Genomic DNA, 16,638 nt, shown 5'->3' with positions numbered 1-16,638 from the left:
CGGGAGGTAGTCAATGTTAGACATTCTAGAGTCTCTAAATAAAATCGAGACAAAAGCAAAGACAAAAGAGCACCTTCGTTTCTCCTGCGTGGCGTTTACCCAAACAAAAGCCTGTCGCGAGTTAATCGAAGGCGCGTTTCGGTTTGAAGGCATTCCCTTGCCAAGTTTCGTTTCCAATAGTGATGACGATATTCAATCTCATGTGCGTGAATCCAATGTTGAGATGGCTTTGGTTGAATTGAATCATTCGGACAATGTCGCTGAAGACATGCGCCGCATCAGTCATTTGCTGCCTAACAGCGCGTCGGTGATCGTGATTGGTCAAGAAGATGCGATATCAACCATTCGAAACTTAAAAGAAATGGGGTTTTACTATCTATTTTGGCCTGTTACCAAAGAGGAGCTGATCGAATTTACCAAAAACGTCGGTGATAACCGTTCGCGAGAGCAAGGTTTGGGTAAAAAACGTGAGGCCAAAAATATTGCGGTATGGGGATGCAAAGGTGGCGTTGGGACATCACTGATTGCGTCAGAAATTGTTCTAGGTTTGGCAAAAAAACACCACTCAAAATGTTTGTTGGTTGATCATGATTACTACGCCGGCAATCTTGATATTTTACTTAAGCTGGAAGGGTTCGAGAAAAAAGCAGCAGCGATTTCTAATGTGGGGACGGATCTGGATACCACGTATGCAATGAGCATGACGCGTAAAGTGGACGACTTATTGTCACTGCTGTCTGTGGGCTCAGATATACACCCAGTGCATGAGCTTAAGGAATATACACGTGCGTTAGAGTATCTGCTAAAAGATCAATATAACTTCATTGTTGAAGATATGTCTAAGAGCGCCCAGACCAATATAGACTATCAATATTTGGTTGATAATGTGGATACCATGGTATTGGTTTTTACCCCCATGATTTCCAGCTTACGCCAATTAAAAATGGTCATAACAAGGTTGGAGAAAGAGAGCCCAAACACTCGCCAGATTATTGTGCTCAATCATACCCAACCAGCCAAAGCGGCCCCAATTTCTCGACGTGAAATAGAAGATTTCTTAGAGCGAAAAGTTGATGTCGAGATCCCATTTGAGTTGACGATGTTAAAGCATGTCTTAGACGGCGGTTCATTATTTAGCTCTCGTTTACCTGTCGCGCGTCCTATTTTGCAGTTGATCGCCATGATTCTCGGTGAAAGCCTGACTCCGAAAAAAACTAGTATTGCAGACTGGTTATTACGAAAGCGTTCTGCTTAGGGGTAAATTATGGTTCAGCATCAGTCTCGAAATCTTTTTATCTCCTTGCGCCAGCAGATTTATGACGCGCTGGAAGCCGATGTTGTCGGTACATTAACGAGAGAACAACTGACCGATCAAATCACCACTGCGATTGACGTCTTGATTGAGCGTCAAGATTATTCGGTTGCAGCGGTTGTAAGACGTGAATATGTAAAAAGTCTGATTGATGAGTTACTTGGCCTTGGCCCTCTGCAGTCTTTGATGGACGATGACACTATCTCCGACGTTATGATTAATGGTCACAATAACGTTTTCATTGAGCGAAACGGCTTGGTTGAGAAGTCACCTGTCACCTTCATCGATGAAGACCAGTTACTGCAAATCGCAAAGCGAATCGCGGCTCGAGTGGGTCGTCGGGTCGATGACTCTTCTCCAACGTGTGATGCACGCTTACAAGACGGAAGCCGAGTCAACATCGTTATTCCACCAATCGCGCTGGACGGTACTTCAATTTCGATCCGTAAGTTTAAAAAACAGACGATCGACCTTGAGCAGCTGGTCGGCTTTGGTGCAATGAGTCCTGAGATGGCGAAGGTTCTTATGATCGTGGCACGCTGTCGTCTGAACATTCTCATTTCCGGCGGCACGGGGTCGGGTAAAACCACCATGCTTAACGCGTTGTCTCAATTTATTTCGGAGAAAGAGCGCGTTGTCACCATTGAAGATGCCGCGGAGCTCAAATTGTTCCAGCCACATGTTGTTCGATTGGAAACGCGCACCTCTGGGATTGAAGGGACTGGCGCGATTCATCAGCGTGACTTAGTGATCAATTCTCTTCGTATGCGACCTGATCGCATTATTGTTGGTGAGTGTCGCGGGGGAGAAGCATTTGAAATGCTGCAAGCGATGAACACCGGGCATGATGGATCCATGTCCACCTTACATGCGAATACACCGCGTGATGCGCTGGCTCGTGTAGAAGCGATGGTGATGATGGCAAACAACAACTTACCTTTGGAAGCGATACGCCGCACGATAGTGAGCGCCGTTGATCTGGTTATTCAGATAAGCCGTTTGCATGATGGTTCACGAAAAGTCATGAGTATTTCTGAAGTTGTCGGTTTAGAGGGGGACAACGTCGTGATGGAGGAGATCTTCCGTTTCGAGCCCGCTACCGTGCAAGAAGGCGCGAGTAAAATTCAAGGCAACTTTACCACGACAGGCTTGATAAAGCGCTCTGTTCTAGTGGAAAAAGCGCGTTTCTTTGGGCTGGAAGCGAATTTGAATTCAATATTTGGACAGTCGGGAACGTGATTATGGCATGGCTTAGCTTGATCTTCGGTGGCTTGTTGCTGCTGTATGTTGCGAAACCCAACTATAAAAAAACAATCAAGCAATACTTAGGGGCCCATACAGCCTCAAAGTCGAGTTTGGATGTGTTGCAAGAAGGCAAGGCCATAAACTTGAATGCATTGTCGGATGAGACTTTTCGACAAAAAATGCAACGAGTCGTAAACAATGTCCGTCGTCAAATTGGAGCTGGAGCCATTGTAAAACTGGTCGTATTTGTCGCTCTCTTGGGTTTGCTCGCGATGTATCTCAACAATAACTTTGTGCGAACAGCGTTATGGATTGTGATTGTTATCGTTGAGATCTTTGGTTTGTATCTTGGCTATGTGTGGTTGCAAAAGCGCGAGCGCAAAGCGTTTGATAGTGAATTTCCTGATGCGTTGAATATGCTGACTAGCGCCGTAAGTTCCGGTGAGAGTTTAACTCACGCTATCGTTTATGTAGGGAAAACGCTCAATGGTGAGGTCGGGAAAGAATTTAAGCTGATGGGTGAACGCTTGCAAATGGGCGAATCACCGGATGCCGTGTTTCGCAAAGCCTGCAAACGCTTTCCATTTCCAGCATTCTATTTCTTCATTATTACGATGCGCGCCAATATGCAGCGAGGCGGGCAACTCAAAGAGGTAATGACACGCCTTAATCGATTGATGTTTGATGCTCGAACTGTCGATAAGAAAAAGTACGCGCTTACGTCAGAAGCTCGAGCCTCTGCAAAAATAGTCGGTGTAATACCGTTTATTTTCCTTTTTATATTGCAGTACCTAAGTCCTGAAAACTATGAATATGTCATGTTCAATCCTAGCGGACGGTACATTCTGTATTACGTCATTATCAGTGAATGTATTGGGATGTTAATCGTATGGAGACTAATGAAAGGGGTTGAAGCATGAGTTTTGATTCTTCAGCTGCGGCAATGTGCCTTGTTTTATTTGGCTTCGTTTTACTCTTCGTGTCACTACGACGAGAAAAAAAAACCAAATACTTAAATAAGTACCTAATAAAAAAAGGGAAAGATCAGAATCATCCGGAAAAACTGCTTGATTGGTTGGATACGGTTATACCCAATTCATTGACAAAGAACCAAGCTGAAGTCACGCAGAAGTTGAATGATGCGGGTGTTTATTCGTTTAAATACGCTTATCTGTATTTGCCGCTCAAGTTTGCTGTGCTTTTCATAGGCGGTGTCGTCATTGCGATGGCGACACATGCGACGTTGGAGCTGACGATAAGGATTGCGGTTATCGCCTTTTGGATCATCGTCATTTTGATTGTGCCTGATGCCGTGATGGATGCGCGTGTGAAGAAATACCGCTCAGACATGACAAGACAGCTACCTTATCTGATTGATTTACTTGCTGTGTGTGTTCAAACAGGGATGACGATTGAATCATCAATGGGGTATTTGGCCAAAGAAATGAAAGGCTTTGATGCCAAATTGGCTCGTTTATTAGAAAGAACCAATGAACGCGCTCATATTGTCGGATTAGATAAAGCATTAGATGAGTTATATGTACATATTCCCACGTCGGAAATGCGCAGTTTTGTCATGACGCTAAAGCAAAGTTTGCAATATGGTTCTTCTATCTATTCCACATTGACCACGTTATCTGCGGATATTCGTAAAGTGACGATGCTGAATATAGAGGAAAAAATTGGCCAGCTTGCGGCGAAAATGTCTATACCACTTATTTTATTTATTATGGTGCCGATCGTCATTTTGATCGCGGCGCCAGGTGTAATGAGGATGATGTCAGGTGGCTAATCAATTGAAGTATTTAAGTTATTTTATCTTATTAGCATTGATGCAAGGATGCGTGCCATCTCAATCAATGCCGAAAACAACGATCACAGAATTAAATGCCGAAACCCAAGAAAAAGTACTCCAAGCGGCAAATAATCCTACGGGGCTGATTGAGTTTTATAAAGATCAGCTCAAAGTGAATGAATCCACGGTGTTTCGTCAAAAGCTCGCGCTCACCTATTTAGCGAATTTCGATCCAGAATCGGCATTGTTTACCATTCAACCCTTGCTGAATAAGCATGACACGACTGTTGAAAGTGACATTGTGGCGAGTAAGGCCCATATGGATATGGGAAATTACCCGCAAGCAGAGGCATTGCTGTTAGAGACCGTAAAGAAAGAGCGAAAGAGCGGGGAAGTCGCGAATTTACTCGGAATCATATACGCAGAACAAGGCCAGCTAGACAAAGCAAGAGCCATGTTTGAATCGGCGAGACGTCAATTTTACGATGACGTGAAAGTTAAGAATAACCTTGCTTTGTTAGACATGTTGGAAGGTGACCATCGTTCGGCATTGCAGCGCTTAGCAGTCATATTGCCCGAGGAGCAGGTTGATGCTCAACTACGAGCGAATTTAATGCTCATCATGGCGAAGAATGGTCAGCGCGAGTTTGTATTTGATCAGCTTGAACCGAGTTTGACTGATGCACAATCAGAACAGATTTATCAAGCCTTAAGAGAGAGCGCTATTTTACCTCTTAAGCATTCAGAGGAAGCACAGATTCACAGCGACGATATCCCTCAGCCTTCTGAGAAAGTAGCCAAGTTGGGAGGATAAATAGCCGATGAAGATAATGAAGCGTAAGCCACAATGTGGCGTGGCGACCATTGAATTTGTTATGGGCTTTATGCTGTTTTGGTGGTTGTGTATGGCATGGGTAGAGGCGAGTTATATGTCATACATCTCGGCGGTATCGGATTATGCTGTTGGTGAAGCAACGCGTGTCACTCGCTTGGATAACAGCGTTGACGATTCTTGCTCAGGGAGTCATTGCGCCAGCAGTTATTCTGAACAATTTCGTCGTGCACTCAATCAGAATGATTCGCTGTGGGCGCAGTTTATCGATCCTGCGAAATTCATGTTTTCGATCCAGTATTTAAAAACGCCGACCGACTTGGAGCAGTTGAGCGATGATTATTGTCCTATTGATGAAGGCATGACAGAAAGCGAGTGTGGTACTGCGAAAGACAGCGCAATCGCCGTTTATCGCATTAATTACAACTACACGCCCATATTCAATTATTTTATTAATGACAATCAATTATTTTCTCGTGAAGTTATCGTCATACAGGAATATGAACGTGACAAATTCAACTATCAAACAGCATGGTAATTTTACCGTGGAATTTGCCATTATTGGTGTTGTTCTAAGTTTACTCTTTGTATTCAGTGGCGACGTCATTATTAAATTAGCGCATAAAGGAAAACTTGATCGCTTATCTTATTCTCTGGTGGATATCATCAAAGAAAGAACGCAACTCTATAATGAAAACTATGAGCTAAAGGATGAGAATGTTAACACGATCATTAATATTGCAAGATCCTCATTAAAGCGGACTCTGGGGAGTTTTGATGCCCAACAATTTGGTTACGTGGTTGAAGCAGTAACGTTTGATGCCGTTCAGCAACCCACGTATCGCGTATTTCCCACCGGGAATAACGTCGTGTCTGCAATACGCTGTCAAACCCGGCAATCATTAGGTGAGATGACGCATTTGTCGAAAATCACCACATGGGGACGTCGCGCTACCTTGTATCGAGTAACGCTATGTTATGAGACGGATAACTGGATTGGTGATTTGCTCGGAACGGAGTTCACACGAGTTCAATCTGACGCGGTAATCATTGGGAGATGAGCACGATGGTGAGTATGACAAGGTCGCGTAATCAACGAGGTCACGCTTCCATTTTATTTGTGATGATCGTCCCTGTCTTGTTTGGTGTCTTTATGCTGGGAAGTGACGGGGCGAGAGCCCTTCAACAGAAGGCTCGCATGCAAGATGCAACAGAGGCTGCTGCGCTCGCCATTTCTGCTCATGCGGATCCAAACGAGTCTGATGCTGGCAATGATGCTGGCAGCGCTGTAAATCAAACCATTGCGACCGATTTTATTTCTGCTTATTTTCCTAATGAGAATATCAATTCACCTTCTGATTTCTCTCGGTTAAAAATAACGAGGAAAAGTTGTGAGCAGATCGCCGACTGCACACCCGAAGGACATCGATTTTTTCAATACGATATTCAAGCATCGCTAAAATACGACACTTGGTTTCCGGGTAATGATGCGATTGTGGGTTTTGGTGAACAATTAGAAGTGAGTGGAACAAGTATCGCGAGAAAATATCAAAGTCACTCGATTGATGTGGTACTGGCCGCGGATTTTTCGGGCTCGATGTATGATGGTTGGTACGGTGGTCAAAAACGTAAATATCAAGATCTATTGGATATTATTAACAGCGTCGCAAATGAGTTGGATAAATTTAATGATCTTAAAATACCCAATAAAACAAATATGATAGGTGTTGCCCCTTATAATCATTATGCGCGACGAAAAACGGGCGATGAGAGATGCGATAAGAACAATACGATTATAAATGGCATCGGTAATGTAGAGCATTTATCTTTTAACAATAAAAGCGGTGTCAGATATTCAAAAACCATCAACGAGATGAAAAATAATGCTTATGCCGCGGATAATACATGTGCGGTTGATCAAACTAGTTCAAGAGGCGCTAACTTTTACAGTATTCCACTCACCAAGAATATGTTTACGGCAGGGTCGGAGGAAGAGAGTTTTACGGCACGCATCAATAGATTTAGCCCAAAAGGGGGGACGGCTTCTTATTTAGGATTAATTGAGGCGTACAAAATACTCAAAGAAGGCACGAATAAAAAGAAATTGTTAGTGATTTTATCCGATGGCGTCGATACCCCTAGCCACACACCTATTGGCGAGAAAGGGCCGATGAGTCGAAATGGTAAAGACAGTTATGCAACCATTGGCGAAAAGCTGGTCAAAAACGCCAAGTTATGTGAGCAGATCAAAACGGAACTCTCCGAAAATGAGACGGATGCGACCTTATACTTGATTGGCTTCGATTATAGGCAAGGCCAAACGAACGAGGCGCTAGATAGTTGCGTAGGTCGCGATAATATTTTGTATGCGCAAAATAAAAACGAAATTCTCAATAAGATACTTTCCCTGATAGCGGAAGAAATCGGACACTTGAAATAGGTTAAGGATAGTCATGGTGACTCGTTTAATAAAACTAGCAGGCATTGGATTGTGCCTGTCATCAGCTGTTACATACGCAAACGTTGAAAATGAAACCTTGGTTACTATCTGCGGTAAGCCCCATATCGGGGTCAAGCAGGAAGTCACCATCGAACCTGCGACGCGCGTTTCTCTGTTGCAAGGTAATATGTTACGAGTGGAATCGTATGGTTTTCTTCCTTCAGAACAGGTGATTGCAGCGGAAGTGAATAAACTCGGAATCCCCAAAGAGTGCGCAGAATATTTGGTGTCTCAGGGATCGTTAAATGAACTCAATGGCCGAGTCTACTTCAATTTTGACAGCGACGAATTAACATCTGCATCCATCGCGGTGTTGGACTCTTTACTCACTAAAATTCAAAGTTCACCTCAGAACATCGAGCTACAAGGGCACACCGACTCGATTGGTTCGAAGGGATATAATTTTTCGTTGGGATTAAAGCGAGCGGAATCGGTTCAAGAATACCTTGTTGAAAATGATATTGATGAGCGAAAAATTAAGACAACCAGTTTTGGTGAAAATAAACCCGTCGCCTCGAATCAGGACTCGAAAGGCCGAGAGAAGAATCGCCGGGTAGAGATTACCGCTCTATAGTTGTGCAACATCGAAAAGAAAAGTCCGCTGGGATTAGCGGACTTTTTGATTGTGAATAACGTTATCAATTGTGATGAACGTCGATGGACGTTATTGATTCTAATTACAATTTTCGATCACGTCTCCCTCTTGCTCTGAGGGGATAGCGCTGTAATTTCCGGCTGGTGGTGTCCAGTTACTGCTACTATAAGTGAGCGGCGTCCACTGCGAGCTGAATGTCCAGCGATTACCGTTAGACCAATATACATTCGGTAGCTGAGTACATTGATTGTTCGCATTAACAAAACCGGTGCCATAGAAATCTTTTACGTTTATTTGGCACAAAGGTTGTCCATTTTGATGTAAAACGGGCTCGCCTTCTTTTTCTGGGTTATACAGTGATAACCATTCAAACTCGTTGTTTTTTGACATGAGTTCAACATGGGTACCATCCGCTTGGCGATAACTTATATCATTGCCAGTTTTACAGTAGCTTTGCTCGTTACTTTGTTCGACATAACCGAAATATTGCTCACCATCATTATAAGTGAATCGGCATAAATTTGGTTTTTCATCACTCATAGGATAGGTTGCCATGAGCATTCGTTCTTGATTATTTAAACTCGTGAGTAATTGGCTGCTAATGTCCTCTCCGTTATTCGTCCAGCCGCGAGGCATAGCAGAGTACGTCATAAAGTAGTCATCTAGCATATACATATGAGAATCCGCACGATGTTTGCGTTTTCTCGGATCTGCTTCAACGTATTGATACGGGGCATGTTCCGGCTTATAAAACCCGTTTATTTCATCATCCATATAAGGCAAGTCGCCTTTACGAATATGGTAGTTGGCCAAGGCTGTAATCAATGGGTGCCAACCATTCAGCCAACGCCTATAGCCTGAGCCTACCTGCCGATTTTGTTTCTGGGGATATCTACTTAGATCATGCCTATGGTAAAACTCAAGCGTTCTTCATCAGCTATAGCGATAGCGTGACTCAAAGTGTATCCGTTCAGCTACCTGATAACATAGATGAAACACGCCTATTTATTGCAACGTCACTGAACAATGAAGTCGCTTACGTGGTTAACGATACTCAGATCTCTGTTGATAGCAGCAGTCCGGAAATCGTCTCGTTAGTGAAATATGTCGATGATGAGCTGCATACCTTAGGCTATGGCGTCGCATTGCCAAACAGTCAATCGGTTAAAATTAATGCCACAACTACCGCCGTCGGTTATCTATGGCATGGTATTAATTATGACTGGAGCGCACCAGGAGCAGAACAACAACTGCAAAATATTTATGCCCTTGAAAGCGTGCAGAAATTTGGTGAGTTTATCTACAACGGTATTAGCGGCGATTTAGACTATCTTTTATCCGAAGACGTTTACTTATCACCACTCTACCAACAAGCCGTGGCTGATATAAAAAACCGGCTTGGTAGCTTACAACGTCGTACTCTTCAAAGCCGGTTTTCACCCATTGTGATCACACCAGATAGCGAAATTGATGATATATCGGTAAAAATCGATGGCGATAATCAGTTTAACATTGAGAATGATACGCGCCTTCATCTTGCATTTCAGGTAGTCAACACGGAAGGTAAAACCATTTGTCAGTATGGTTCTGGCATGTGGAGCTCCAGTTATGTGGGCCCGCAAGAAACGATGTGGCATATTGCGAAAACAGGTATTTGCGGTGGTTCTGTGGTTCAGGATGCGAAAATACGCGTCCTTAGTGCGGGGTCAGATTCAACTACCTTAACAGATCTTGCGACCGTCGACGTGGTTATCGATTTTGAATTAGAAGTGGAACTCGACGTGACGAGCGTTGAACCCACTGTGATTAACCCCGACGGGGAATCTAAACGAATAACCATTCAAGGGCGAGGATTTCAACCGGTTAAGCCAAACTTTTGGAGTGGCAAAAAATATCCATTGGTGACATTAACTAGCCAGCAAACAGCAGTTAGTAAAACCTATAAGCCTTACTACATCAACCATGATGGTACTGAAATGTGGATAATGGCAGATGCGAGTTTATTCGAATTGGATGATGATAAAATCGATGTCTCGGTTAAACACAGTGCCTTCGACCTACCTGCAAAAGAGTTGCTAGATGCGATTACTGTCGAAACCGATTTGGTTCTGTCTAGTGTTTCTAAAACACAAGCGGCATCAAATGATATATTGACGGTAAAAGGGTCTGGTTTTTCCAAATATGCATCAAAAAATACAGTGATGTTTGGCCAATATCAAGTGGCGATATTGGGCTTAAGTAGTACTGAAATTTCATTCCGCATACCAAAGGATTTGGACCCTGGCACTTACGCTATCAAGGCAAAGAGGCTCGACAGCAAAGATAGTAAATGGTCCAATGAACTGGACGTTGAAATTGCTGAGGCGGATATCGTGATTACCGTATGTGACAACGGTGGGTTAAAAGATGATAACTTTGCACTAGACGTGAATGGACAACGTATTGGTCAGACCGTGACAACAGATAGGAAGTATTGTTTCGCGTTTCCAATCACACTGGCGGCTGGCGTACATTCTGCAACGCTCACGGGACTTGATGCTCCTGATGGTATCGGTACGTATAGCATTGCCTTCGGTGGTGTGAGCGAAGTCTCGGGATCCCCAACTCATGGCAGCGATCTTGTTCCGGGTTCTGTGCCTAAACGATACACGTTTAAAGTCGTTAACCCGACAGCACGGAGCATGTTTGTTGTACCGATGAGCATTCAGCAACGAATTGGAACAGAATAACCGGAAGGGTAGACAACCAGCATCTTAATGATGCTGGTTTGCTATAGGGACACAATGAATAACAATGAATAACAATGAATAACAATGAATAACAATGAATAACAGTGATAACGAATTTTGGCATTATGGCGATAAATGGAGTAAGTCGTTCCCTTTAAGATGGCCGCCTGCGAAAAACATCCCGACCTTTGTTTTCTTAACCGGGGTTCTGTTTTTTCTGTGGGGATCTTCAGCGATCACTCTATATGAAGAACTTGCCAGCATTCCACGCACCGCGGAAAATCGAGGTGTTGACCCCGTTACTAATAGCATTGTGCTATCAATCCTAACTTACATTGTTTGGATGTGGCGATATACGGTGCCTCTTTCGCTGTGTCGATATAGAAAGGACCAATACAACCGCCCTAAATTAAGTGCCTCACAACAGTGGTTAGTAACGTTGATTATGTTGCTATTGTGTTTTGGGTCTTTTGTGGGCCTTTATTTCGTTTATGTTCCTAAATTCTATTGGTAGCCCAAGCTTAATTCAGTATACATTGCGATGTTTAACCGTATTCGGGGTTGGTTTTCTTATTGATTTTACAGGCTTTCTTGCGTCAGTATGGTCGAAATGTGATTGTAGATAGGGCGAGTATGTTAGCTGCGATTGGCGACCGACTCACGCGTGACGAGCTTTCCGGTAACTAAAGGTCGACTCATCATTATTTTATCTTCTAAACACGCATCGAGTTGTTCCATCGCGATATCGACAAGTTGCTGAGAAGGGTAACTAATACAGGTTAGGGGAGGGTTAAGCTGACTGGCAAGGTGTGAATCTTCGAGAGAAACGATAGACACTTCATTTGGTGTAGCAAGGTTAAAATGGCGAAATAGGTTCATGGCGACAGCGGCTTGACTATCACGCATGACGACGATAGCCGTAAACGGGTGGTAGCTATTGAGTAATGCCATTATGGCTTGCTCGCTGTTGCCGTTAGCGCGCACTATCAATTGTCGGTTCACCGGAATGGCCGAGTTTTGTAAGCACATTTTGTAGCCATCTAACACTTGCTGTGAAGCGGCGTTTTCATCATCAACAACGATAGCAATACTCGAGTGCCCTTTGCTGGATAAAAATCGGCAAGCACTCTCAGCGGCGAAACGGTAGTCATACCCAATGGATTGTTCATTAGACGCGATATCACCGTCAATGGAGATGATTTTATCACTGTTAATGTGAGCAATGTTGCCACCTAACGCAATGATGGCATCGCAGTGACGTTGGTTCAGATCTTCAATCACTCGCTCTTGTTCTTGTTGGGTTTCGGCAAATTGAACCAACATGTGTTTCCCTTTTGCTTTAAGCGATTTTGCAAGCAGAGGTAAATAGGTAGAAACTTGGCCTGCGTCGGTCGAAGAGAGAATGACACCGATATAATTTGAACGTTGGTTTGCAAGATTTTGAGCGGCGGCGTTAGGGCGGTAATTTAACTCCTCAGCAGCACGCAACACGGCAGCACGGCTTTCTTCCTTTACCCCTCGACTACCACTCATTACACGCGAAACGGTCGCTTTAGACACGTTTGCTAGTAGAGATACATCTGTAATCGTTGCCATGGAATCTTACCTTATTGTGCTTAAAATACCGAAAGTGGGAAAACGGTTCCCAATAATTTCATCAGTGTACTATTTCTCGATGGAATACCTCAAGTTATCAAAGGATAAATTGTTACCAAGCGTTGTATATAAATAGGCCGCCTAAGCACAGTAGAGTCTTGATGGCGGCCTTGATTTGTCGTTCATCGTGCTCGAATTTGCACGGGGCAGCGAGCGTACCTGTTAAGCAGAGAGGCTTGCCACTTTTTTATGAAGATCTATCATTTCCGTTACCAGCTCTTTTGCTAGCATGGAAGTCATTAAATGGTCTTGAGCATGTACCATAATTAAGGTCATTTTTGTTTTACCGGTACCTTCATCGGCCTCGATAAGTTGCGTTTGAACAAGGTGAGCTTGATTCGCAAATTGTTGTGCTTCTTTTAGTAGGCTTTCTGCTTCGACGAATTCACCATTTTTGGCGTGGCGAAGCGCTTCATAGCATAGGCTGCGCGATTGACCTGCATTAATGATAATGCCCATTACTTGTTCTTCTAAATCGATATTGTCCATATGTATTCCTTGAAGATAGCGTCCTCGTATTTTTGAGATGACGCTACCGATAATTTGAGGGGCGTTTTCCCATAAATGCTTAACGCTTATAAGTTTGCTGGCGGTTTAGCGCTAAACTAAAAACCATTGTTTTTTGATACTTCCGCGAACCATTCGCCACTCTTCTTCACTGAGCGCTTTTGTGTTTTCAGATCGAGTTGATAGAAGCCATAGCGGTTTTTATATGCGTTAGACCAAGACCAGTTATCGATAAATGTCCATAGGTGGTATCCAAAGCATGCTGAGCCCTCATCGATCCCTTTATGTAACCATTCAAGATGGCCTCGGATAAATTCAATACGGTAGTCGTCTTGAATCTGACCATCGACAAGGAATTTTTCTTCGCCTTCAACGCCCATGCCATTTTCAGAAATATAGCAAGGTAAGTTGCCGTAATTTTCACGTAAGTTGGTTAAAATGTCGTAAACGCCTTTCTCATAGATTTCCCAACCGCGGTGTGGGTTCATTTTGCGGCCTGGCATTTCATAGTAATCAAAGAAGTGCTCAGGCATGAACGGTGCTTCAGGGTGAATTGCGTTTTCGCGCGCTTTAACGCGACGTGGCTGGTAGTAATTGACGCCAAGAACGTCAATCTTTCCTTGTGCAATCAGTTCACAGTCACCTTCTAAAATGACAGGTAGCTGATCATGCTCTTTGAGTAATTCAATTAACTCTTGTGGGTACTCACCTTTAACCGATGGGTCTAAAAAGCTGCGATTGAACATCAGATCGCAGATGTTTGCTGCTTTCAGATCCGCCGGATTTTGAGAGCGAGGGTAAGAAGGCGTTAGATTTAAAATAATGCCAATGTTTCCGTTTGTGTTGAGTGCGCGAAATTTTACAACGGCTTTCGCGTGTGCAAGCACGGTGTGATAAGCCACGGTTGCTGCACGTTTGAAATCGACGACATTCGGGTAATGGAAGTCATACAGGTAGCCACCTTCAACAGGGACAATTGGCTCGTTAAACGTAAACCAGCTATGCACGCGGTCACCAAATAATTTGAAACATACTTCGGCAAAGTTTGCATAGGCATCAAGCACTTCTCTGTTTTCAAATCCACCAATTTCTTGCATCGCCATCGGCATGTCGAAGTGGTACAGACAAATAAATGGCTCGATATTTTGTGCGACAAGTTCATCGATAACATTGTTATAAAAATCGACGGCTTCTTGGTTCACTTCGCCAGTGCCTTGAGGGATAAGTCGCGCCCAAGAAATCGATGTGCGGAAGCTATTGTGGCCGATGTCTTTCATCAATTGGATGTCAGACTTATAGTTTTCGTAAAAAGTTGACGCATTGGTTGAAGACACGCCGTTGTGAAAACGGTTTGGTTGCTCTTTGTACCAATGATCCCAAATGCTTTCACCTTTACCACCTTCAAGTGAAGCACCTTCAGTTTGAGTAGAAGACGCGGCGCTGCCCCAGCGGAAATTTTTTGGAAATTGATAGTTCATAATCGTTACCTTTAACAGAGGGCAGCGGGCTACCCTCAATTGTGTGATTGATATAATTCGTTAGGTTGATTTAAGCCGTTGCGGTCGTTGCGGCTGATGCTTTTTGTTCGTCGTTATCTTGAGCTTCTTGGTCTAGTAGCGTTTTCTCGTATGCTCTTAAGAACGGGAGATACATGATTGCTGACATCGCCATACAGATGAAACACATGATGACAGGACTAAAAGACCAGTTCGCTGCCCATGAAGCACCGATAGGCGCAGGCGTTGTCCATGGTGTTAATGACACCACGCGTTCAACTAAGCCCATATCTAAGGCAAACCAAGCTAGTGTTGCATTGATCATTGGAATTAAGATGAAAGGTAAAAAGAACACAGGGTTCATGATGATTGGCGCACCAAATAAGATCGGCTCGTTAATGTTGAAAACGGCAGGGACGCTGCCCATTTTACCAATCGTTTTCAGGTGCACAGCTTTGCTGCGCATTAATAAGAAAGCAAGAGGGAGCGTTGAACCAACACCACCAATGAGTAGGTAGTGATCCCAGAAGCCTTGAACAAAGATATGAGGAATGACTTCACCCGCAGTCATTGCCGCTTGGTTGACTGATAGGTTAGCCATCCAAAATGGGTTCATGATGCCAGTTACGATTAACGCACCGTGGATGCCTGCAAACCATAAAATCTGACAGATGAGCACTGCGATAAGAATCGCAGGTAATGAGTCTGATGCTGAAACTAAAGGCTGCACGAGTGACATGATGGCTTCTGGAATGATCATGCCAGTTTGTGACTCAATGAGAATATTCAACGGGTGAAGCGTAAGAATAATTGCTAATACTGGAATTAATATTTCAAAAGAACGCGCAACACCGGTAGGCACTTCGGGAGGAAGCTTGATGGTGATGTTGTTGCGTTTCAATAATGCATAGACTTCGGTGGCGTAAATGGCCGTAATAATCGCTGTGAAAATACCTTGGCCTGAGAAGTATTGCATCGACATGGTGCCATCTTGCAGGGGAGCTGCCACCAGTAAAAATGCCATAAGTGCAAGCAAGCCTGTTGTTACAGGATCCAGTCCATGATGTCTCGCCAAGCTTGAGCCAATCCCGACAGAGATAAAGATCGTCATGATCCCCATGCTGAGGTTAAACGGCAGCATGAGTTGATCGCGGTAGGTGTCAGAAAATGTTAACCAAGCTTGAGCAAAGCCCCAACTAGAATCTGGTGAAAATGGGGGGAAAATGAAAACCAGCATGAATGAACCAACAATCATGAAAGGTAGGGCTGCAATGAAGCCGTCGCGTATTGATGTTATGTACTTTTGTTGTCCAATTTTGCCCGCAATTGGCGTTACTTTTTGTTCAATAACATTGACCATTTTATCGTATAAAGTGCTCATATATTTGAATCTCGTATTAGGAAATAGAAAGAAACTCGGCACTCGACAGACCTACTTTTCGTTATTAATTTATGAAGGCGCTGCAATCGGTGAGTTCCGAGTTATGTGAATTTTGTTCGTTGTTTAACCGATGAGTTCGAGAGCAAAATCCAGCACCTTGTCACCTTTTTGCATGCCGTAATCCATCATGTTGATAGGTTCGACTTTGATGCTATATTGATTCGCAATTTTTTGTAGATCCTGCTGCATATACTTGACTTGAGGGCCGAGTAAAACCACTTCGTAATTAACCACCTGCTCATTAAACTCATTGACACCAAATGCTTTGATATTGGCTTCTATGCCACGCTCTTGAGCAGAGGCTTCCATTTTTTTGACCAACAGTGAGGTCGACATTCCTGCTGAGCAGCAAAGCATAATTTTTTTCATTTTTATTTCTCCAGATTCATGGATGTTTTAATTAGTTCCTTTTTAATATGCCCAACTGGAAATTAAATGGAAACCGGTTTCCATTTAATTTCCTTGGTGCTGTGAATTTGATCACTCAGAAGTGCTTCATGGATAAAATTTTCGTGATAGAGGTAACGATC

16 protein-coding genes are annotated in these 16,638 nt (G+C 43.6%); 10 read left to right on the top strand and 6 right to left on the bottom strand.

Annotated elements, in window-relative coordinates:
- Positions 1-13: 13 nt before the first annotated feature.
- The 9 genes from OJ16_RS14375 to OJ16_RS14335 are packed head-to-tail and all read left to right on the top strand — an operon-like array spanning position 14 to position 8,258.
- A complete protein-coding gene (locus OJ16_RS14375; protein ID WP_040991946.1) occupies positions 14-1,255 on the top strand; it encodes an AAA family ATPase in 1,242 nt (413 codons plus the stop codon).
- Between the two features lie 9 nt (positions 1,256-1,264).
- Complete coding sequence (locus OJ16_RS14370) at positions 1,265-2,551, top strand: CpaF family protein (protein ID WP_040991945.1); 1,287 nt, start codon at positions 1,265-1,267, stop codon at positions 2,549-2,551.
- Positions 2,551-3,477: a type II secretion system F family protein gene (locus tag OJ16_RS14365; RefSeq protein ID WP_408063508.1), complete on the top strand. Its 927-nt coding sequence runs from the start codon at positions 2,551-2,553 to the stop codon at positions 3,475-3,477. Before OJ16_RS14370 ends, OJ16_RS14365 begins: the two co-directional genes overlap by 1 nt.
- A complete protein-coding gene (locus tag OJ16_RS14360) occupies positions 3,474-4,349 on the top strand; it encodes a type II secretion system F family protein (RefSeq protein ID WP_040991943.1) in 876 nt (291 codons plus the stop codon). The genes OJ16_RS14365 and OJ16_RS14360 overlap by 4 nt, the downstream gene beginning before the upstream one ends.
- Positions 4,342-5,166 (top strand): tetratricopeptide repeat protein, encoded by an 825-nt coding sequence (locus tag OJ16_RS14355; RefSeq protein ID WP_052810339.1) that lies wholly within the window; start codon positions 4,342-4,344, stop codon positions 5,164-5,166. The genes OJ16_RS14360 and OJ16_RS14355 overlap by 8 nt, the downstream gene beginning before the upstream one ends.
- A 7-nt stretch (positions 5,167-5,173) precedes the next feature.
- A complete protein-coding gene (locus OJ16_RS14350) occupies positions 5,174-5,722 on the top strand; it encodes a TadE/TadG family type IV pilus assembly protein (protein ID WP_040991942.1) in 549 nt (182 codons plus the stop codon).
- Positions 5,685-6,245 carry a tight adherence pilus pseudopilin TadF gene (tadF, locus tag OJ16_RS14345; protein WP_040991941.1) on the top strand — a complete coding sequence of 187 codons (561 nt, stop codon included), beginning with the start codon at positions 5,685-5,687 and terminating at the stop codon, positions 6,243-6,245. Before OJ16_RS14350 ends, tadF begins: the two co-directional genes overlap by 38 nt.
- Positions 6,246-6,250: 5 nt before the next feature.
- The gene (locus OJ16_RS14340; protein WP_160289868.1) at positions 6,251-7,624 is read left to right on the top strand and encodes a TadE/TadG family type IV pilus assembly protein; all 1,374 of its coding nucleotides are present in this window, start codon (positions 6,251-6,253) and stop codon (positions 7,622-7,624) included.
- A gap of 13 nt (positions 7,625-7,637) precedes the next feature.
- Positions 7,638-8,258, top strand: a complete 621-nt coding sequence (locus tag OJ16_RS14335; protein WP_040991940.1) for an OmpA family protein — start codon at positions 7,638-7,640, stop codon at positions 8,256-8,258.
- 99 nt (positions 8,259-8,357) lie between these two features.
- On the opposite strand, the gene OJ16_RS14330 is transcribed toward OJ16_RS14335, so the two are convergent.
- A complete protein-coding gene (locus OJ16_RS14330) occupies positions 8,358-9,104 on the bottom strand; it encodes a hypothetical protein (protein ID WP_040991939.1) in 747 nt (248 codons plus the stop codon).
- Here OJ16_RS14330 and OJ16_RS14325 point away from each other — a divergent pair.
- On the top strand, positions 9,104-11,008 hold the full coding sequence (locus tag OJ16_RS14325; RefSeq protein WP_040991938.1) for an IPT/TIG domain-containing protein: 1,905 nt from the start codon (positions 9,104-9,106) through the stop codon (positions 11,006-11,008). The genes OJ16_RS14330 and OJ16_RS14325 overlap by 1 nt on opposite strands.
- 636 nt (positions 11,009-11,644) lie before the next feature.
- On the opposite strand, the gene OJ16_RS14315 is transcribed toward OJ16_RS14325, so the two are convergent.
- From OJ16_RS14315 to OJ16_RS14295, 5 genes are all read right to left on the bottom strand, one after another.
- Positions 11,645-12,604 carry a LacI family DNA-binding transcriptional regulator gene (locus OJ16_RS14315; RefSeq protein WP_040991936.1) on the bottom strand — a complete coding sequence of 320 codons (960 nt, stop codon included), beginning with the start codon at positions 12,602-12,604 and terminating at the stop codon, positions 11,645-11,647.
- A gap of 222 nt (positions 12,605-12,826) precedes the next feature.
- Positions 12,827-13,144 (bottom strand): PTS N,N'-diacetylchitobiose transporter subunit IIA, encoded by a 318-nt coding sequence (gene chbA, locus OJ16_RS14310; protein ID WP_040992705.1) that lies wholly within the window; start codon positions 13,142-13,144, stop codon positions 12,827-12,829.
- A gap of 125 nt (positions 13,145-13,269) precedes the next feature.
- Positions 13,270-14,649 (bottom strand): glycoside hydrolase family 1 protein, encoded by a 1,380-nt coding sequence (locus OJ16_RS14305; RefSeq protein ID WP_040991935.1) that lies wholly within the window; start codon positions 14,647-14,649, stop codon positions 13,270-13,272.
- 70 nt (positions 14,650-14,719) lie between these two features.
- Positions 14,720-16,048, bottom strand: coding sequence for a PTS sugar transporter subunit IIC (locus OJ16_RS14300; RefSeq protein ID WP_040991934.1), 1,329 nt, complete (start codon positions 16,046-16,048; stop codon positions 14,720-14,722).
- A gap of 123 nt (positions 16,049-16,171) precedes the next feature.
- Positions 16,172-16,477, bottom strand: a complete 306-nt coding sequence (locus OJ16_RS14295) for a PTS sugar transporter subunit IIB (RefSeq protein ID WP_040991933.1) — start codon at positions 16,475-16,477, stop codon at positions 16,172-16,174.
- Between the last annotated feature and the right edge of the window lie 161 nt (positions 16,478-16,638).

Origin of the sequence: Vibrio renipiscarius (assembly GCF_000827885.1) — a bacterium.
Classification (GTDB): domain Bacteria; phylum Pseudomonadota; class Gammaproteobacteria; order Enterobacterales; family Vibrionaceae; genus Vibrio; species Vibrio renipiscarius.
This window is presented reverse-complemented; position numbering and strand designations above follow the sequence as displayed.